The 18678-nt window shown below is 48.8% G+C and carries 19 protein-coding genes; 3 read left to right on the top strand and 16 right to left on the bottom strand.

The genetic code is table 11. The annotated features are described in order from the left end of the window. Nucleotides 1–193 precede the first annotated feature (193 nt). The 9 genes from G470_RS0101150 to pyrF form a co-directional block, all read right to left on the bottom strand. Nucleotides 194–934 carry a sugar isomerase domain-containing protein gene (locus G470_RS0101150; RefSeq protein ID WP_028273223.1) on the bottom strand — a complete coding sequence of 247 codons (741 nt, stop codon included), beginning with the start codon at nt 932–934 and terminating at the stop codon, nt 194–196. Beyond that, nucleotides 935–2194: a PTS ascorbate transporter subunit IIC gene (locus G470_RS0101145; protein ID WP_028273222.1), complete on the bottom strand. Its 1260-nt coding sequence runs from the start codon at nt 2192–2194 to the stop codon at nt 935–937. A gap of 15 nt (nt 2195–2209) precedes the next feature. After that, nucleotides 2210–2500 (bottom strand): PTS sugar transporter subunit IIB, encoded by a 291-nt coding sequence (locus tag G470_RS0101140; protein ID WP_035444818.1) that lies wholly within the window; start codon nt 2498–2500, stop codon nt 2210–2212. A 17-nt stretch (nt 2501–2517) separates the two neighbouring features. Then, the gene (locus G470_RS0101135) at nt 2518–2946 is read right to left on the bottom strand and encodes a PTS sugar transporter subunit IIA (RefSeq protein ID WP_028273220.1); all 429 of its coding nucleotides are present in this window, start codon (nt 2944–2946) and stop codon (nt 2518–2520) included. 178 nt (nt 2947–3124) lie between these two features. Next, the gene (locus tag G470_RS12305; RefSeq protein WP_051258349.1) at nt 3125–4369 is read right to left on the bottom strand and encodes a CinA family nicotinamide mononucleotide deamidase-related protein; all 1245 of its coding nucleotides are present in this window, start codon (nt 4367–4369) and stop codon (nt 3125–3127) included. A 105-nt stretch (nt 4370–4474) separates the two neighbouring features. Then, the gene (locus tag G470_RS0101125; protein WP_028273219.1) at nt 4475–4723 is read right to left on the bottom strand and encodes a hypothetical protein; all 249 of its coding nucleotides are present in this window, start codon (nt 4721–4723) and stop codon (nt 4475–4477) included. A gap of 361 nt (nt 4724–5084) precedes the next feature. After that, nucleotides 5085–5528 (bottom strand): alpha-amylase family glycosyl hydrolase, encoded by a 444-nt coding sequence (locus G470_RS0101120; protein WP_420806580.1) that lies wholly within the window; start codon nt 5526–5528, stop codon nt 5085–5087. A gap of 243 nt (nt 5529–5771) precedes the next feature. Next, nucleotides 5772–6404: an orotate phosphoribosyltransferase gene (pyrE, locus tag G470_RS0101115; protein WP_156907888.1), complete on the bottom strand. Its 633-nt coding sequence runs from the start codon at nt 6402–6404 to the stop codon at nt 5772–5774. Then, nucleotides 6401–7111, bottom strand: a complete 711-nt coding sequence (pyrF, locus tag G470_RS0101110) for an orotidine-5'-phosphate decarboxylase (RefSeq protein ID WP_028273216.1) — start codon at nt 7109–7111, stop codon at nt 6401–6403. Before pyrF ends, pyrE begins: the two co-directional genes overlap by 4 nt. A 270-nt stretch (nt 7112–7381) precedes the next feature. Here pyrF and G470_RS0101105 point away from each other — a divergent pair, with 270 nt between their 5' ends. Together G470_RS0101105 and G470_RS0101100 are read left to right on the top strand one after the other, a co-directional pair. Next, nucleotides 7382–8614, top strand: a complete 1233-nt coding sequence (locus G470_RS0101105) for an MFS transporter (protein WP_028273215.1) — start codon at nt 7382–7384, stop codon at nt 8612–8614. A gap of 138 nt (nt 8615–8752) precedes the next feature. Further along, a complete protein-coding gene (locus G470_RS0101100; protein WP_028273214.1) occupies nt 8753–9625 on the top strand; it encodes an acetamidase/formamidase family protein in 873 nt (290 codons plus the stop codon). A gap of 222 nt (nt 9626–9847) precedes the next feature. On the opposite strand, the gene G470_RS0101095 is transcribed toward G470_RS0101100, so the two are convergent. The 6 genes from G470_RS0101095 to G470_RS0101070 form a co-directional block, all read right to left on the bottom strand. Next, nucleotides 9848–10672: a carbohydrate ABC transporter permease gene (locus G470_RS0101095; RefSeq protein ID WP_028273213.1), complete on the bottom strand. Its 825-nt coding sequence runs from the start codon at nt 10670–10672 to the stop codon at nt 9848–9850. Between the two features lie 2 nt (nt 10673–10674). Next, entirely contained in the window at nt 10675–11607 is a 933-nt protein-coding gene (locus tag G470_RS12300) for a carbohydrate ABC transporter permease (RefSeq protein WP_084172022.1), read from the bottom strand. An 11-nt stretch (nt 11608–11618) separates the two neighbouring features. Further along, nucleotides 11619–12902 carry an ABC transporter substrate-binding protein gene (locus G470_RS0101085; protein WP_028273212.1) on the bottom strand — a complete coding sequence of 428 codons (1284 nt, stop codon included), beginning with the start codon at nt 12900–12902 and terminating at the stop codon, nt 11619–11621. A gap of 427 nt (nt 12903–13329) precedes the next feature. After that, on the bottom strand, nt 13330–14043 hold the full coding sequence (locus G470_RS0101080; protein WP_028273211.1) for a GntR family transcriptional regulator: 714 nt from the start codon (nt 14041–14043) through the stop codon (nt 13330–13332). A gap of 84 nt (nt 14044–14127) precedes the next feature. Continuing rightward, nucleotides 14128–15543 carry a glycoside hydrolase family 1 protein gene (locus G470_RS0101075; protein WP_028273210.1) on the bottom strand — a complete coding sequence of 472 codons (1416 nt, stop codon included), beginning with the start codon at nt 15541–15543 and terminating at the stop codon, nt 14128–14130. Between the two features lie 22 nt (nt 15544–15565). Further along, the gene (locus G470_RS0101070) at nt 15566–16921 is read right to left on the bottom strand and encodes a PTS sugar transporter subunit IIC (RefSeq protein ID WP_028273209.1); all 1356 of its coding nucleotides are present in this window, start codon (nt 16919–16921) and stop codon (nt 15566–15568) included. Between the two features lie 363 nt (nt 16922–17284). Here G470_RS0101070 and G470_RS0101065 point away from each other — a divergent pair, with 363 nt between their 5' ends. Continuing rightward, nucleotides 17285–18190, top strand: a complete 906-nt coding sequence (locus G470_RS0101065; RefSeq protein WP_051258348.1) for a nuclease-related domain-containing protein — start codon at nt 17285–17287, stop codon at nt 18188–18190. 245 nt (nt 18191–18435) lie between these two features. On the opposite strand, the gene G470_RS0101060 is transcribed toward G470_RS0101065, so the two are convergent. Then, a partial coding sequence (locus G470_RS0101060) for an integrase core domain-containing protein (RefSeq protein ID WP_028273207.1) occupies nt 18436–18678 on the bottom strand: 243 nt, incomplete at its 5' end.

Here is an 18678-nt window from a genome sequence, read left to right as displayed (position 1 = left end):
TTTTTTCAGTGTTCACTTTTACGTGAACCGGTTTTTGACGTAAAAGTAGAAAGAAATTTGCCCTCTCACTTTTCCATGAAACCTTTCTTCACGTAAAAGTGAGCACCCATCAAACAGGCTATTTTCTCAGCTCAACGAGAAAATGGCCTTTCTGAACAGAAAAAGCCTGCGCGTCGATGCGCAGGCTTCCTTATTAAAACCGGTAGTGAATCGAATCCTTGTATTGCTCAAACAACTCGCGGTTCAAGGCGTCGCCGCCGTCCAGGTTGGCGCTGTAGAAGATCGGCGGCTTCTCCAATCCTCGTTCCACCAAGCGTTGAACAGTTTCCACTACGATGGTGTTCACAATGGTGGCGCCTATGACCGTGGAGGAAGGACCGACTTTTTGTTCCAACCCTTCGATGTCGCAGGCCGCATCCCCAACATCTCCGTGATTGTCGATCACCACGTCGCTGTATTCATAAAGGTTCTTCCCGGATGGGTGCCTGGACGAAACAGATTTCGAATACTCAAGGTTGGTGATGGAAATCGTGCGGACGCCTTTCTTCTGAGCCTCCATCGCCAGTTCGATCGTTACCGGGTTGCGCCCGGAAACGGAATGTACAATCAACACGTCTCCCTCTGAAAAAGGCGTCTGGTTCGCGATCGCCGTGCCGTATCCGACTAGCCGCTCCATGTGCGACGTCCGGGTCACCGGCTCCACATCCAGCAAGACTTCCTTTCCAAAAATTGGGTTGATCGTCATCATTCCGCCGGCACGGTAAAACAATTCCTGTGTTAAAATCCCTGCATGGTTGGCTCCGAACGCAAAAACAGATTTTTTCTTTTCCGTTGCGTCCACCATCAACTCGACCGCTTTCTCGATGGCTTCCGCTTCTTCGGTTTCCACTTTTTTCAACAAGTCATACATTCTTTCAAAATAAGCAAAGGTCATTTAAAACACTCCCGACAATAAGTCTGCGATCCATTTGGCAATCGTTCCGAACAAGGAGAAGTCGTTTCCTCCGAAAATCAGCATCCAGTCGCGGATGGTGTTACTGTAAATGACGACGGAGATTCCCATGATTCCGACCATGACAATCGCGGAAACGATGGTGCCGATGATGGCGCCCCGCATCCCGCCTTGGCCTTCACCGACAACCGCTGCACCGCCCATTTCAAAAAAGGAGGTGACCACCAGCGGAATCAGCAGCACGCCAAAGACGTTGAAGGTGTTCGCCAGAATAATCATGATGGTCGACGTCACCATCGCCACCAAAAAGCCGAGAATCACGGCGTTGGGACGGTAGTTAAACAAGATCGGCACGTCAAACGCCGGGATGGCTCCAGGAATGACTTTTTCCGAAATCCCTTGAAACGCCGGCACAATCTGGTTGATCAACATCCGGACCCCGTGCAGCATAATGATGAGTCCCGCACCAAACGTGATTCCTTGGGTAACGGAGACGAAAAAGGCATTCTCGCCTTCTGGAATAAGATTCGGAATAAAGAGCGAGAGAATCAGGTACAGCAAGAAAATTACAATGCCGCCGGTCACCGAAATTTCACGGAAAAAGGACAAGCTTTTCGGTACATTGAGCTCTTCGGTTGATCGCTCCTTGTTTCCAACTTTCCGTGCCACCAACCCTGAAATGATACTTAAAATACCGGTCGGATGCCCAATCAAGAAGGAATCGTCTTCGGTCACGTCCCAAATGAACCGCCGCATAATCCACGGCATAAACGACCAATAGCAGGCCGACAAGATGGCGCTGAAGCCAATCAACGGAAACCCTCTCAAGCCGCCTTCCACTCCGGCCGCCACAAAGATGAATGGGAACCACCACAGCATGTGTCCGGTCAAGAAGACGGTTTTGACTTTGGTAAAGCGGGCAATCAACAAATGAAGAATCAAGCCGAAAAACATCGCCAAACCGACTTCGCCTCCGAACTGACCGGTGAACGTCACATCCGTCAGTTCATCCCCTACCGTTGCGCCGCTCGTGATGGTTTCTTGAAACGCGGTGTTGATTTGGGCAATCGAGCCGGCAATCATACCGACCCCCGTTTCCAAAATCAACATCCCAAACGCCGCCATCAGCGCTCCTTTGACGATATCCCCAACGTTTTTCCTCTGCACAATCAAGCCAATTGCGGCAATCAATCCTAACAGAATCGGCGGGTTACGCAAAATGTTATTCGTCAAAAAATCCAAAAAAGCTTGCATGGATTAGACCTCCTCATGAGTGGCCAAGAAATCGTCAATCGCTCTCCCTACTTCTTCTTTGTCCATATACCGCTTGACTGGAAAAACCGGAATCTTCTCACTCCGTTTCAACTCGTCACCCAGTTCTTGACTCGTGAAAATGGCATCCGCACCGGACCCTTTGGCGGACGACAAATCCATCGTTTCCACCTCCACTTCTATCCCTCGTTCTCGGGCGACTTTCTCAAGCGTCATTTTCAATACCATCGAAGAACCTACTCCAAACCCACAAACGGCTAAAAATTTGTACGCCATTCCGTTTCTCCCCTTTGTCATAGTTTCAAGGCGTTTCCAATCGCATCCAAATCGCCGGACAGAAATACTTCGTAGACCTCATCGTCCATCAGCTGTTCAGAAAGTTGAGACAGTGCTTCTAAATGTGTGGATGAATCGATGGCCGCCAACACAAGAAAGATTTTCACCGGATTCCCTTTCAAATCAACGGGGTCTTCCAATGTCAAAAGCGCCATTCCCGGCACATACACTCCTTTCCCCGCAGCCGCATGAGGTAACGCAAAGTAGTCTTTCAACACAATGTACGGGCCGTTGTCTTCCACACTTTGAATCATGGCATCCACATACATTTCGTCAATGACATGCTCTTTCAACAACGGACCGCTCGCGACTCGGATCGCTTCTTGCCAGCTTTCGACACCTTTTTGATGCTGCATGCGGTCCCGGTTCAACAACTCATTCAGCATCTCATTCCTCCTTTCTAGAAAAACCGCTTTCATTTACACTTTTATTATAATCAATTTATGCAAAAGGTGATAATGATAAGAAGTGGAGTTGCTCACTTGTCCCTAAGAGGTGCTTTTACGGACAAGTGGCACCGTTCAACACAAAAAAGCCGCAAAAGCGGCTTTTTCCATAAATTCTTTATCCCAACATATCTTTCACGAATGCCAAGGCTTCGTTTTTCGCAATCAGTCGCAACACGGCAAGCGGGCGTTCATTGAGAGGGTAGGTCTTCACTTGGCTGGCTTCTCCTTTTCGGGCGAATCCGATATAGGCGGTTCCCGATGCCAGGTGCTTGTCTTCGTTGGCTGTTAGATCTCCGATAACACTGAGCCCCAATTCTGTGCCGCATTGTTCGACGCACTGCTCGGCCAGTCGAACCGCGAGCGCCTCGCCTATCTTGTATTCCGTATCTTCCAACTCAAACAACCGACTCGTTGCCTGCTCATTCAACGCAATCACCCCGCCTGCAAACGCAGACGACACGCCCGAAACCGCGGCCAATGACTCCATCACTTTGCCGCTCGTGAACCCTTCAGCCACACTCAGCGTCGCCTCTTCTTTTTTCAACCGGTCCACGACAAAGTGCTCGATTGTCTGTTCTTCCCCGTATCCGATAAAGTAAGGTGAAAAGTCTTCCAATATTGTCTCGGCGAGGTCCAAGTTCAGCTTTCGCGCTGATTCGGTGTCCGCTGCATTCGCCGTCAAACGGATCGTCACCTGCCGTGGTTTGGCATACACCGCGATGGTCGGATTCGTCTGGTTTTCGATCAACTCATCCAACTGGTCCGCTACTTTCGATTCGCCGATGCCGTACAGGTTCATGTACAACGATTCAATGACGCCGTCCGTCTGCACTTTGGACTGGATGTACGGTTTCACATAGTTCTTCAGCATATGCGTCATTTCAAATGGCGGCCCTGGAAGCAAGACAAAATGCTGCGGAACATCCCCCGGCCGCTCCACTTCATACGCCGACCCGCAGGCAAGCCCCACTTCATTCAAAAACGTGAGTCCGTTTTTGAATGTCAATGCTTGTCGGTAAATATTATCCGGCAAATCGTCGCCGCGATTCTTGAAGTAGTCCACAATTTTCTCTAATTGCTCGGGGTCTTCAACCAGTTCATCACCCACAATCTCCGCCACCACATGTTTGGTGATGTCGTCTTTGGTGGGCCCGAGTCCGCCGGTCAAAACCACCAAATCTGAACGCTCCGCAGCAATTTCCACCGCTTCACGCATCCGCTCCGGGTTGTCTCCAATAATCTGCCGGTAATACGTCCCGATGCCGATATCCAATAACTCCTGCGCGATGGTCGTCGAGTTCGTATCCACGACATACCCCATCAATAGTTCCGTTCCCACTGAAATGATTTCTGCTTTCATACACGCTCTCCTCTGTCAATCGTACTAGTCTCTTCATTGTAACAAACTCGAATGAGAGATAAACAAAAAGAGCTTTCAAGCCGGATGCTTAAAAACTCTTTGGGATTATTGAATGTACGGCCACGTCAAGGTAAGCAACAGTATGCCAATAAACAGCATTCCATTGGCCAGTTTCACGTTGCCAGCTTTTTTATGTAACCAAATGTATATCCGCCAATACAACCCTATGCCGGCCAATGCGACCCCGGTCAGAAAAGACCATTCTATGAGGATGCCGCTCATAATGCAAATAATTGTGACGATGCCGTATGCCCACAATCCGATTCTTAATATCCTTAGTTGCATTGAAGTCATCCCAACGCCTCCTTTTCGTTTACAGTATACCAAAATATCATTCACGAGAGAATGAATCAAAAAAACTGCCCCTGACTCAACAGTTCTGAGTCGGGAGGCAGTTCAAAAAGTTTAAACATTCATGTACAAATACGGAGCTGGATCGACTTGGACGACGTTGTTGTGAACTTCAAAGTGCAAGTGAACACCTGTGGAAGATAGAGTCCATATAATTGTGTAAAAAGAAAGAGCCCCATTCATTCCTTTGGTACAATGTAATCACCACAATATACATTGGAGGAATGAATGATGGCCCGCTTACATTTTAACCTAGATACAGATCAGTTAAAAGAAGAAATCATGGACTCTAACTTAAAAGATGTCACGAAAGCGGACGTGTGGCCTGACTCGTATCAAAAGACTCATCCTTTTCAATGAAGTAACCCGCAAACTTCGGGTCCTCTTCCAAAAATCGCTGGAACCATGGACTTGATTTTGACATATGGTTGGCGACGAAATCGAACATCAACCGGAAGTCTTGAGAAAACTCAGCGATGTCATCCCATGAACCCAAGTCCGGATTGACTTCGCGGTAATCCACCACCGAAAAGCCGTCACCGGATGTGTAAGGAAACATCGGCAACAAATGAACATCTTTGATGATCTCGTGCGCTTCTTCTTTCAAAAAGCGGTGCAGCACAGAAAGCGGTGCTTCCCCTTCTTCTTGAATGCTGTCGCCGTATGTGATCAGGTAGACGTTTTTCTCGGACAGGCGTTTGGATGGGACATGGTCTTTCTTTTTCCATTTCTGGAGTAGGTTCTCCATTTGATCGGTGTAGTCTTCTTTGTAGTCGGGTCCGTAGATTTGTTTTAAGTGGTGGGTGATTTGGGTGTAAAGAGAATGGTTTGTGAGCATGCGAGGGACTCCTTTCATTGGAGTTGCTTTCTTATATTCAATCTATGTCTCCCACCTGTACTTTTCAAGTAACATCATTTGACTACTCAATTTATAAAAAGAAAGGCACCTCAAACCACATTCACACGGTTTGAAGCACCTCTTTTCTTTATTCTATTTCCCCCACTTACTCGGGTTCTTGCGCCATTCTTCCAACAATCGCTTGTCGTCTCCGGTGATGGTGCCTCTTTCCACAGCTTCTTCAATCAACGCTTGGTAGTTGGAGAGGGTGTGCAGTTCCAGGCCGGATTCTTTGAAATTCGTGTCCGCCTCTTCCAACAAGTAGCTGAAAATGGCTGCGCATCCGATCACGTCTCCGCCGGCCTGTTGAACCGCTTTGGTGGCGTCGATGACGCTTCCGCCGGTGGAAATCAGATCTTCGATGCAGACGACTTTTTGTCCTTCTGTCAGACAACCTTCAATCTGGTTTTGTTTGCCGTGTCCTTTGGCTTTGCCTCGAATGTAGATCATCGGCAGGTTCAGTTCTTCCGCGACCCAGGCGGCATGTGGAATGCCTGCAGTGGCGGTCCCGGCAATGACTTCTGTTCCCGGGTAAAACTCTTGGATCAGTCCCGCCAACCCGCGGGCAATCTCTTTCCGGACATTCGGATAACTCATCGTGATTCGGTTGTCACAGTAAATCGGGCTTTTGATGCCGCTTGCCCATGTAAAAGGTTCATTCGGACTTAAGCTGACCGCTTCACAGTCCAACAATAATCCCGCAATCTTTTTCGCTTGTTCCATCATTCTTCCCCTCTCCATTGCTTTTCAATCATTCGGTATGCCGCCACGGGATTTTCTGCCTGTGTGATCGGACGCCCGACCACAATGTATCCGGCTCCCAGTTCACGGGCTTTTCCTGGTGTGGCCACGCGCTTTTGGTCGCCTACTTCCGCGCCTTCCGGACGAATTCCTGGTGTCACGCATAAGAAATCTTCGCTGGTTGCTTCGTGGATTTTCTCCGCTTCCCATGCCGAGCAAACCACGCCGTCCAATCCGGCTTTTTGGGCTAGCGACGCGTACTGGCTGACGCTCTCTTTCAATGAAACAGGGATCAACTGTTCCCGTTGCATCGTGTTTTCTGTGGTGGATGTCAACTGGGTGACCGCAATCAACAATGGTCGTTTCCCGTCCGCGGCTCCTTCTTCCAATCCTTTTTTAGCGGCCCGCATCATTTCAGTTCCCCCGGCTGCATGTACGTTCACCATGTCCACGCCCAATCCGGCCAACACTTTCATTGCGCGGTACACGGTGTTCGGGATGTCATGCAATTTCAAATCCAAGAAAACCTGGTGACCTTTCTGCTTGATGTCACAGACCAGATCCGGACCTTCTGCATAGAACAATTCCATCCCGATTTTCACATAAAGGGATTCGTCTCCAAATTGTTCCAAGAATTCCAATGCGTCTTCGCGTGACGGTACATCCAGTGCCACAATCGGCTTTGTCGTCATCCAAACTCCTCCTCATTTTCCCTATAAAAAAAGGCCTATACCAAAAATAGGCATAGGAACGCACAGACTGCTTCTTAATTCCGCACTTCCTTTCAGCCTCTCTGGACCAAGTTAAGGAAATCTCTATTCATATCGGTTTCATCTTAAAGAACGCTTATTGTTTTGTCAACAAAATTTAAAAAGCTTGCCATAATGAAAATTACCGGCTATACTGTGTTGGAGTTAAAATAAAGGATGACAGAGAGCATCCATTTTAAGGAGAGATGTCAAATGGCTAGTACCACTATGCCCAAAAATAACCGGAAAGCCCTCTTCGCGGCCTTGACCGGATCAGGATTGGATGATATGAACGTCATGTTTTTGTCGTTCGCGTTATCGTCTATCATCACTGATCTCGGGTTAACAGGTGCGCAAGGAGGCTTTATTTCTACCATCACGAATCTGGGGATGCTGCTGGGTGGACTGATTTTTGGTGTCCTGGCAGACCGTAAAGGAAACGTGAAATTGTTCAAATGGTCGATTCTGATTTTCTCACTCGCTACTGCTGCTTTGTTCTTCGCTGAGTCATTCTTCTGGGTGTGCGTGCTCCGCTTCATCGCCGGGATCGGTGCAGGCGGCGAGTACGGCATCGCCATCAGCATGATCGCCAAAGTTTCCCCACCGGAAAAAATGGGCGTCATGTCCTCTTGGAACGGCGTCGCGGGACAATTGGGTTCCATCGCGGCTGCGCTTTTGGCAGGAATGATTATCCCGCTGTTGGGCTGGAGAAGTTTGTTCTTGTTCGGTTTGATTCCAGTGTTGTTGGTGGTTTGGCTGCACGTTTCGGTGGACCGGGAGTTTGAACTGATGGCATCTCCTGAAGAAATCGACCGCGTGAAACCGTCTTTGAAAGAATTGTTCCAAACAAAAGAGCTGACGCACACTACGCTCGCTTTGATGCTCATGACAACCGTTCAAATCGCCGGGTATTTTGGATTGATGAACTGGCTGCCGTCCATTCTTCAACAGCGCCTCGGCTTGTCCGTCACCGGTTCTTCTTTATGGATGGTCGTGACCATCATCGGCATGTCGTTGGGGATGCTGGTTTTCGGCCGGTTGTTGGACAAATTCGGACCGCGCCGGATCTTCGCGATTTTCCTGTTGGTCTCTGCCGCATCCGTGTTCTTGTTCGTCTACATCAACAGCCAGCTGGCCTTGTTGTTCGGCGCTGCGTTTGTCGGATTCTTCGTCAATGGCATGTTCCCCGGCTACGGCGCAGTGGTCAGCCAATTGTACCCAAGCCGCATCCATTCCATCGCAAACAACGCGGTGTTGAACGTGGGACGCGCTGTCGGCGGGTTCTCTTCTGTGGTGATTGGCTTTCTGATGGACCACTACAGCTTGTTCGCAGTCATGGCGTTCCTGTCTATCCTCTACCTCACCAGTTTTGTGGTGATGCTGACGATTCCGGGTATCCGCACGACCGCTTACCGCACAGTATCAAAAAAAGCAGTAAAAGCATAATAAACCAAACGAAGCTGTCTCCTCGGAGGCAGCTTTTTTTGGTTTTGGTGTGCCACTATTCCTCCACCACTTTGACTTCCTCCGCTAATCGGGCATAATAAGAGGTGTAACACATTACTTTTCTAGGGGGAAAAGAGCATGAGAATTTCAAGTGAGCACGTGATTTTCGAAATGAACAAAGACAACGAGCCGGCACTCCAAGTGGACAGCGGGTCAACCGTCGTGTTTGAGACATTGGATTGTTTTTCCAACACAGTTCAAAGCGAAGCCGATGTGGTCAGCTCCATTGATTTCAGCAAAGTGAACCCGGCAACCGGACCGCTTTACGTCAACGGCGCTGAACCGGGCGACACACTCAAGGTGACCATCCACTCGATTAAGGTGGCGGACCAAGGCGTCGTGGTGACCGCACCGGGTCTGGGGAACTTGGCCGACAGCATCACCGAAGAAGAAACGGTGGTCTGCCGGGTCACCGACGACTATGTCGACTACAAAGGCATCCATATTCCGTTGCGTAAAATGATCGGCGTCATCGGTACGGCGCCGGCCGGAGAAGGCGTCAACACTGGCACACCTCACGACCACGGCGGCAACATGGACACCACCCGCATCGCGGAAGGCGCCACCCTTTACTTACCGGTCAATGTGGAAGGCGCACTGCTGGCGATGGGTGATTTACACGCCACGATGGGTGACGGCGAAATCATGGGCGACGGGCTGGAAATTCCAGGTGAGGTCGAAGTTACCGTGGAAGTCGTGAAAAACTTCAACTTGCCGGTTCCGTTGGTGGAAACCGAAGACCTTTGGGTAACGATTGGTGCCCGGGAAACCTTGGAAGAAGCGGGCAAGCTCGCTACACACAATATGGTGAAATTGGTCCAGGAAAAATCCGAATTGACGTTCAACCAAGCCGGGATGCTGTTGTCCTTGGCCGGCAACCTGCACACTTGCCAGGTGGTCAACCCGAATGTCTCCGTCCGGATGGAACTGCCGAAAGCGTTGTTGAAATAAATAATACAGAAACCCCAGTGCTTCGTTTGAGGCACTGGGATTTCTTTTATATAGGAGTCCAAATAAAGCGAGACTTTCCTGGCGATTTGGTCCTTAGGCGTGGAAAAGGTCCAAATCTTCAGCGCTCTTCTGTCGGATTTGGTCCAAATCACTCCGATTTCTTTTCAAAATTTGGCCCACAGAAAAACCACCAACGGCCCCCTATTCCGTTGGTGGTTTTTCTTATCCTTTGTCTCCCGATGATGCATCCGTCCCCACCACGTGCTTTTGCAGGAACATAAACAACAGCGTGATCGGAATGATGGACAACACCGAAGCGGCCAGAATCGAGTTCCAATCCACTCCGTTGAATCCGATATAGTTCCGGATCGCAATTTGGATGGTGAATTTCTCCTGCCGGGTCAACACAATAAGCGGCAGGATATAGTCGTTCCACCGCCACATGAAACTGAACAACGTCAAAGTGATGGTGGTCGGTTTCGCCAGCGGCAGCATGATTCTTCCGAAAATATAAAACTCCGACGCACCGTCCATGCGGGCCGCTTCAATATAGGAAGTCGGCGTGGACAGGTAAAACTGGCGGTACATGAAGATCCCCGTTGTCGTGGTGACCACCGGAAGGATAACACCCCAAATGCTGTTGTACAATCCCAAGGCACTGATGACCGTGAATTGGGAGATAACCATCGTTTCTCCGGGAATCAATGTTCCCAGTAAAAAGATGGCGAACACCAAGTTGGTATATTTCACTTCTTTCCGGTAAACCGCCAAAGCGTAGCCGCACATCGAACTGATGGCCAATGTGATGGCGGTTCCCACCACAGCCAGGATAAAACTGTTGCCGACATAGGTGAAAAATCCGTCGTTGATCACATCGGTGTAGTGCTCCAGCGTCGGCGCTTCCGGAAGCAAAGACAACGGATATCCGAACAGCTCGTTGGACGGTTTGAAGGAACTGAAGATCAACCAGATAATCGGAAAAAGAATCAAGAGTCCGCAGACCATGCTGATAAACGTGAGGGTGAAATTCGTTTTTTCCTTACGCATGATTAAATTTCCCCTCCTCTGGTGATCCTGAACTGGATATACGCCACAATCGCAAAGACAATCATCACCAACGTCGAAACGGCCGCGGCATATCCATATTCAAATTGGTTGAAACCTTGCCGCATGATGTATTGGATGATAAACGTGGTGCTCGTCCCCGGTCCGCCCTGCGTCACCCCTTCGACCAACGCAAACTCTTTGAGCAAGTTGATCGTACTCAACAAGGTCACCAAAAAGGTGGTCGGCGCCAGCAGTGGAACCTGAATCCGGAGAAACTTTTGGATCGAGTTGACGCCGTCGATTTCCGCGGCTTCATAAATGGTTTCAGGAATGTTGTTGATGGCGCCGATGTAGATGATCATATAAAATCCGGCCGTCATCCAGTTGCTGGCGACACTGATGACGAATGTGGCCAGCCATTTGCTGCTGGCCCACCCGATCGCCGTGCCGCCGAACAATTGGATCAAGAAGTTGATCAAGCCGTATTCCTGACTGAACATCCAGTTGATCGTGATCCCCGCCACCAAAGGCGACAACAACACCGGAATGTAAATGGCGGTCCGCGTCAACGTTTTGAACCGCACTCTCTTGGACGTCAACAAAGTGGCCAAAACAAGCGGAATCCCGACTTTAAAAGGCAGGTTCACCAAGGTGTACACCATCGTGCGGGTGAACGACGCGTAAAAATCCCGGTCGTTCAGCGCACGAGTGTAGTTGTCGATGCCGATAAAATCCATCGTTTTCCAGCCGTCAAAGTTGGTGAATGACAGGAACATGTTCAAAGCCAACGGATAGAGAAAGAATACGCCGAAAAGCAATCCGCTCGGCAGGACAAACAACCAAAAGGCTTTTTTTAAGGATGACTGATATTTGTTTTTCTTGCGTTGCTGCTTTTCACCCACTTTTCTTTTATCGTCCAAACTGTAATCGCTCATACTAAAACCCCTTACTCTTTAATCTCCCAACCTGCTTTTTCAGACAAATCCTGTGCGAAAGCATCCAACGCTTCCTGAGGCGTCATCTCTCCGGCAACGGCTCTTCTGAGGTAGTCGCGGTATTCGCTGTCCAAGTAGTTGGTCCATCTGGCTGAGTGATCCGTCATGAATTCCTCCGTGACATTTTGCATCTCGTTTTGGATGATTTCGTAGTCAGCGGCGACTTTCTCGTCGTCATAATCCACCGTCACTCCTTCGATGAAGGAAATGCCTTTGTCGCTTTCCAAGTATTCCAGGTAGTTGTCTTCTTCATACAACCAAGTCAAAAACTCTTCAGCCATCGCTTGGTTTTCAGAATTTTCAGGAACGGCCAGTCCCGAACCGCCTGAGATGACGGACTGCTGTTTCGACCCTGTCGGAGACGGCATGACCGCGAAGTTGAAGTCTGCGTTATGAAGGATTTGGTTGTAGTTCCACGTTCCGGAAAGGTAAATGCCCACGTCCCCGTTGATGAAGTAATCCGTCGGGCTGTCCGCAGAACCGCCTGTCCAAATGACTTTCGGCAGAATGCCTGCATCGTTTTTCTCCACGAACGTTTCCAGCACTTGAACATTTTCCGGAGCGTTGGCATTGACCAAAATTTCGTCGCCTTCCTTGACTGTGATGGATCCGCCGTCACTGTACATCAAGTTGTCGTACCGAGCTCTGGAGTAGTCAACCGCCAGACCGTATTTCACTGCTCCGCTCTCTTGCAGCTGTGCAGCCGCGTCGTACACTTCTTCCATCGTCCAAACGTCGTCGGCGCTCGGTGCTTCAATCCCTGCTTCATCAAATGCATCTGCGTTGTAGTACCAATTGGATAACGTGTATTGGTTCGGCGCAATCAGCAGGCGCGACTCCAACTCATCGTCCTGAGCAATAATTTGCAGCGCTGTCTGGTCGAACATCGATTTGTCGATCACGTCACTCAAGTCATGAAACTCTTCCGGGTACAGGCGGGTCAACTGGGTGGTCGCCACCAAGTCGGGTAAATCATTGTTTTGCGCCATCGACCGGAAACTGGTCACCTGGTCTTCATATGGAACAACAAGCGGTTCAACCTTGTTTCCAGTTTCTTCCGCCCATTTATTCAAGGCATTATTTAATGCGTGTTCTTCCGTTGGCTCTTCCGAAAGCATCACCCGCAGTGTTCCGTTTCCAGATGCGTTCCCCCCGGCTGCCTGCTCACTATTTCCACAGGCCATCAGGACAAAAGGCGCCAACGCAAAAGCTGAGATTTTCCATAATTTCTTCATATCCATTCTCCTTTATAAACAATCATTTTTATTGAACCTGCTTCTTTGCGTTTGATTCCGCTTTCATTTTCTCACGAAACTAATCCCGCCCCTGACCTATTCCTCAGCTCCGATTTTGTAACGCTTTCATTTATTTCAAAAAGAACTGAATAATGTTTCAGGTTACTTAATATTATACCACAATATATAGAAGAAGCACAATCCGGGAAGTGAAACTTGGTTCAGGGGCGCAGCGTGTCCAAATAAAGCGCGACTTTCTTGGCGATTTGGTCCTTAAACGTGGAAAAGGTCTAAATAAGGAGCAGACTTTTTTACGATTTGGGCCACCCCGCTGTTTTTGGACTAAATATCGTCGAACCCGCCTCAATATTTGGCCCTCAGCACACGAAAAAACAGCGAGCCTAAACTCGCTGTTTCAATAGGATCCTTATTTCGTTGTATTCACAAACGACATCTCGACCATGTCGAAGCGGTGGTGGACGATGGAATATTCAAACGGGACGCCGTTTTCTTGGAACATGACTTTCTCCACTTCGAGCACCGGTTCCGTTTCTTTGCAGTTCAAATATTTCTGGTCGGTCTCGTTCGGTTGGGCGGCGCGGATGGTCTGCCGGTTGTCGCCGAAAACCAAGCCCGCTTCTTCCCGGATGTATTGGTATAAGGAGCGCTCCAGCACTTCCGCCGTGATATTCGGCACGAGATGCACCGGAATAACGGTATGCTCGACGGAGTACGGCCGGTCTTCCAAAATTCGCAGCCGGTTGATTTCATAGACAGGAGATTCTTTTGGAATCATCAATAATTCCGTCTCCTCTTTTGAAGGAAACCGGACGGAAAAGTCCAAGACCTTGCTCGACAAATCTAAAATTTTATTGGCTGCCGTCGTCAAACCGACGTTCTGCCCGATTTGGATGCTCGATTTCACCGAATGGAGGGCGTTCTGTTTCACATACGTCCCCGACCCTTGGATGGAATACACCAACCCGGCCGTCGTCAACAAGTCCAAGGCTTTTTTGATGGTGACGCGGCTGACACCGAATTCTTCCGCCAGTGTCATTTGATCCGGCAGTCGGTTGTCCTCGTACGCGCCGTCTTTGATGTTCTCTCGGATTTTTTCCGCGATGGCTTTGTATTTAACCATAGTCTCTCCTGCTTTCAAAAGTTGTCTATACAAGTATAGCATATGTAAAAGGAACCTTATTTCCAAAAGGTTCCTTTTGTATGTTTACTTATCTGTGATCTCTTCCACCTCAAGAACCCGGTTCTCAATGATCTCTTTGTACCAAAGACCGGATTTTTTCAGCTTGCGCGTACGTTCCTCGTCCAGTTCGATGCGGACCAGTCCGTACCGGTTTTTGAAGGCGTTCATCGGCGACACACAATCCGTGAAGGCCCACAACATGTACCCTTCGCAGCTCGAACCGTCTTCCACCGCATCCAGCAGAGCACTCAAATGGTCGCGGATGTAGTCGATGCGGTAATCGTCCTGCACCATGCCTTGGTCGTCTTGGAATCGCTCTTCGCCTTCGATGCCCATGCCGTTTTCCGTGATAAGCCATGGAATATTGCCGTATTCTTCTTTGATGCGCATCGCCATGTCGTACATCATCTGCGGATAAATTTCCCATCCCCGTGATTTGTTCATCCGGCGCCCCGGCAGTTCAAACGGGTCGTAGTACATCTCCGGATGGAATGGCGTGTCTTTGTTCCATTCATAGCGCGGTGCCTGGACACGTTTTGGATAGTACAAATTGATGCCCAGGAAATCGACCGGATTGTCCTTGATGACGGCGAGTTCTTCTTCTGTGTGGTCGAACAACACCCCTTGCTTCTCCAACAGCTCCAGCAACTCTTCCGGGTACGCGCCTTTCACCAGCGGATCAAGGTACACACGGTTGAAAAACAAATCGTACAGGTGCGCCGCTTTTTGGTCGGCTTCCGACGACGAGCGTGGGTAGGTCACTTCCGGATTGAGAATGATTCCGATGCGTCCGTCCATCTCTTTTTCGTGGAACAAGCGAACCACTTTGGCGGTCGCCAATACTTTGTGGTGGTTCCACTGCATCCATTTCTTCGTGTTTTGTTCGTGCGGCCAACGGATGGCATCCAGATACACCCGCGTCTGAATCACCACCGGTTCATTGAACGTGAACCACTGCTTCACGCGGTCCCCATATCGGTCAAACGCAATTTCCGCGTAACGGACAAACAGCTCCACCACTTCTTTGGAGCTCCAGCCGTCGTATTTCTCCTGTAAAAAGGTCGGCATCTCGTAGTGTTCCAAACACAGCATCGGCTCAACTCCTGCGTCAAGGAGGGCATCGATCAAGTCATCGATGTGCTGCGCGTAGTCTTCGTCCACCACACAATTTTCGTAGTCGGTAAAAAATCGCGCCCAGTTGATCGAGGTCCGGTAATGCGTCAACCCGATTTCTTTCATGAAGTCCACATCGTCTTGGAACTTTTCATAAAAATTGGTCGCCACAGCCGGTCCGTACCCTTCATGCCAGACGAACCGCTCCTGTTTGTACCAACTATCCAAATACGAATCCTGGCCTTCCTTCTTGCCCATCCACCCTTCTGTCTGCCAAGCGGAAGACGCTGCACCTATCACAAAATCTGCTGGAATCCTTTTCTTCACAAATACCCTGCTCCTTTTTTGGTTACTTCACTTGTGTTGCACTCTCGGTTCTTTCTTCGCCGTATTTTTCTTTTTCGGCTTCTTCAATGGTCACTGCTTTGTTGCTGACTTGGACAAACGGCAGGTAAGTCAATGTGGCCACCGCAATACATACGATTTGCGTGATGACCGCCCCAATGCTTCCTGCAGTTGCGATGTAGGCACTTAAAATCGGCGGTGTGGTCCACGGAATCATGACCACTGCCGGTCCGGCAAAGCCGACTGCTGTCGCGAAATACCCGATTGTACCGGTCACGAGCGGTGTGAGGACAAATGGAATCGCCATAATCGGGTTCAGCATCACCGGAAGTCCGAAAATCATCGGCTCATTGATGTTGAACAAACCTGGTTCCGCTGACAGTTTGGCAATGGAACGGAAATCTTTCCGTCGGCTGACAAGGAAAATCGCAATCAGCAGTCCGATAGTGACACCGGAACCTCCCATGCTCATGTAAATATCCCAAAACGGCATATTGATGATGTTCGGAATCGCTTCTCCCGCTTCAAACGCAGTGGTATTTTCTGCAATCGCCGCCAGCAAAATCGGCTCGCGGATCGGTTTCACCATTTGGTTTCCGTGGATTCCGATTACCCAGAACACCTGCGCCACAAACATCAGAAGCAGCACGCCCGGCAATCCCTGTACAACGTTTTCCAGCGGACGCTGCACCAGGCTGTAGATGATTTCGTAGATGTGCATGCCGGTGACCAGTTGAATGAGGAAACTCAACGTCGCCATCGCAGTCACTGTCAAAATCGTCGGAATCAGCGCTGAGAAACTGCGGGACACGTTGGACGGCACCGAATCCGGCATCTTGATTTGCAGACGGTCCTGATTCGTGAGCCAGGTAAACAATTCAATCGACAAAATCGCAACCGCCATCCCCAGGAACAACCCGCGGGAACCGGTGTAGTCGCTCCCGATGACGTTGGCGACTTCCACCAGCTGTTCTTCCCCGGTCAGCACTTCAATCGTTGTCGGAATCACGGCTATATAACTGACCACCGCCAGCAATCCGGCAAAATGGCCTTTCAATTTATTCAAGTTGGCTACTTCCATCCCAATTAAAAACACGGCCGCAATCGTCAACAGGTTCATGGTCGCATAGTTGATTGCCTGGGAAATTGGCTTCATTTGCTCCAAAAATGCCAGCGGACCAAACCGCGCCAGCCCGTTCACGCTGTCGAAAACCATATTGGAAAATAAGGTCGCAAACGCTCCTGTGATGATAATTGGCAACAGACTTGCGAACGCGTTTTTAATCGCGATGATGTATTTGTAACTGTTGATCTTAAACGCAATCGCGCTCATTTTTTCAACAAATTTGCTGTTCTCCATAGTCTTGTTTCTCTCCTTGTTTGTTTTTCCTCCTAACAACCAATAGACGTAATCGTCGCCCGCCTCCTTTTGTAATCGTTTTCTTTATCGATATTGTACCGCGGTTTTTTGTAGTTGTAAAGACTTAATATAAATTTGTATTAACAACTTTTGAGTAAATACTAAATAAATCTTCTAGAGACTATTTGGTCGTGTTTCGTGTAAATGGACTAAATCACAAAATTATGTCACTTTAATTTGGCTTTATTTCCTTTCTTAGGACCAAATCGCATACTGCTTTCTGAATTATTTGGACAAAAAAAATTATTCCTGCCCTCTTTTGCGTATCTTTACTGTGAAGAGCTCAATGAGAGGAGTGGTGAAATGATTTTAAAACCGAGAGACAAATCAATCACGCATCAAATTTATGACGTACTGAATTACCGGTGGACTCTGACCGGACAGCACCGCCGCGATTATTTGAACCAGATTTCAGGTCACAAAGGAGAGTCGGTGTTCGACGAATATATGGCACCCTATTTTAAGCATGACGTCGTGTTAAACGGACTGAACTTGAAAAACGGGAACGCTGAATTCCAGACCGACACCGTGGTGGTGACTGCAAAGAGAGTGCTTCTTTATGAAGTAAAAAATTATTCCGGCGCATATCACTACCGGGACGGGAGCTTTTACAGTGAATCCGGATACCGCATGCGCAATCCTTTGGGACAGGCGGACCGAGCAGATAGTTTGTTGTATAACTTGATGCTGAACCGCGGGTATCAGTTGACAACTGCGTTTTATGTGGTCTTCATTAACCCTAATTTTTCGATTGAAAAACTTCCTCCCAACCCCGCTCTCCTGTTTCCAAATCAGCTGCACAGCCACTTCCGGAGTGTCGCAACTCCGCACAATGATCAAAAACACCAGCAGCTCCATCTGGCTCAAGAAATATTGAAACTGCATAACGACGACTACCGCCCCCACAATTTGCCGGATTATCGGTTTGATGAGTTGAAAAAAGGGATTTTCTGTCCTAAATGTTTCTCCACTCGCCACACCGATACGAGGAAAATGCGGACTTGTTTGAAGTGTGGCCACATAGAAACCATCACTCATTCCATCCAACGCAGTAGCAAAGAGTTTTCCTTGTTGTTTCCAGATGTTCCATTGACTACCAACTTGATTTACGAATGGATCGCTCATATGTATTCCAAAAGGCGGGTGCGCTATGCTTTAAAAGCCATTTACCAGAGCTGCCTCACCGGTCCGCGTACTTACTATATTTAATTATTTGGTCGTAGAAACAGTTTCTAAGACTAAATGAAACGGCTTCCCAACCTGTATTTAGTCGTAGAGAGAGTGGTGGAACCAAATCGTAACCCATTTATTGTGTTTTGCAATAGAGAAGTACATAGTTGTGCAACGAAAAGTACACAATTGGAATTAAGTCAAGAAAATGGACACACATCAGATAAAAATAATGGAAAAAGCCAAATCAAAAGCACAGTCAAGAAAGACAAAAAGCTGGCCGGTCACACAGATTGGACTGCCTGAAACAGCGGTTCATGCAGGCGTTCAAACTCATCCGGGGAAAGATAATCAATCTTGGAGTGCCGGCGCTTCGTATTATAGAAAACCGAGATGTACCAATTCACTGTCCGGATGGCTTCGGCTTTCGTTTGGAACCGTCGGCGGTATACCAACTCTTTTTTGAGCGTCGCAAAGAAGGAATCCATACAGGCATTGTCATACGGGTTGCCTTTCCGGCTCATGCT

It is taken from the genome of Atopococcus tabaci DSM 17538 (assembly GCF_000429585.1).
Taxonomy (GTDB): Bacteria; Bacillota; Bacilli; order Lactobacillales; family Carnobacteriaceae_A; genus Atopococcus; species Atopococcus tabaci.
This window is presented reverse-complemented; position numbering and strand designations above follow the sequence as displayed.

What these genes read in the sequence shown, in the direction of transcription:
- pyrF (WP_028273216.1), bottom strand. Translation starts at nt 7,111, where the DNA reads ATGACGACAAAGCCGATTGTGGCACTGGATGTACCGTCACGCGAAGAC.
- G470_RS12300 (WP_084172022.1), bottom strand. Translation starts at nt 11,607, where the DNA reads ATGAGCGATTACAGTTTGGACGATAAAAGAAAAGTGGGTGAAAAGCAG.
- G470_RS0101125 (WP_028273219.1), bottom strand. Translation starts at nt 4,723, where the DNA reads ATGACTTCAATGCAACTAAGGATATTAAGAATCGGATTGTGGGCATAC.
- G470_RS0101065 (WP_051258348.1), top strand. Translation starts at nt 17,285, where the DNA reads ATGATTTTAAAACCGAGAGACAAATCAATCACGCATCAAATTTATGAC.
- G470_RS0101100 (WP_028273214.1), top strand. Translation starts at nt 8,753, where the DNA reads ATGAGAATTTCAAGTGAGCACGTGATTTTCGAAATGAACAAAGACAAC.
- G470_RS0101080 (WP_028273211.1), bottom strand. Translation starts at nt 14,043, where the DNA reads ATGGTTAAATACAAAGCCATCGCGGAAAAAATCCGAGAGAACATCAAA.
- pyrE (WP_156907888.1), bottom strand. Translation starts at nt 6,404, where the DNA reads ATGATGGAACAAGCGAAAAAGATTGCGGGATTATTGTTGGACTGTGAA.
- G470_RS0101095 (WP_028273213.1), bottom strand. Translation starts at nt 10,672, where the DNA reads ATGCGTAAGGAAAAAACGAATTTCACCCTCACGTTTATCAGCATGGTC.
- G470_RS0101135 (WP_028273220.1), bottom strand. Translation starts at nt 2,946, where the DNA reads ATGCTGAATGAGTTGTTGAACCGGGACCGCATGCAGCATCAAAAAGGT.
- G470_RS0101140 (WP_035444818.1), bottom strand. Translation starts at nt 2,500, where the DNA reads ATGGCGTACAAATTTTTAGCCGTTTGTGGGTTTGGAGTAGGTTCTTCG.
- G470_RS0101070 (WP_028273209.1), bottom strand. Translation starts at nt 16,921, where the DNA reads ATGGAGAACAGCAAATTTGTTGAAAAAATGAGCGCGATTGCGTTTAAG.
- G470_RS0101085 (WP_028273212.1), bottom strand. Translation starts at nt 12,902, where the DNA reads ATGAAGAAATTATGGAAAATCTCAGCTTTTGCGTTGGCGCCTTTTGTC.
- G470_RS0101105 (WP_028273215.1), top strand. Translation starts at nt 7,382, where the DNA reads ATGGCTAGTACCACTATGCCCAAAAATAACCGGAAAGCCCTCTTCGCG.
- G470_RS0101150 (WP_028273223.1), bottom strand. Translation starts at nt 934, where the DNA reads ATGACCTTTGCTTATTTTGAAAGAATGTATGACTTGTTGAAAAAAGTG.
- G470_RS0101120 (WP_420806580.1), bottom strand. Translation starts at nt 5,528, where the DNA reads ATGGAGAACCTACTCCAGAAATGGAAAAAGAAAGACCATGTCCCATCC.
- G470_RS12305 (WP_051258349.1), bottom strand. Translation starts at nt 4,369, where the DNA reads ATGAAAGCAGAAATCATTTCAGTGGGAACGGAACTATTGATGGGGTAT.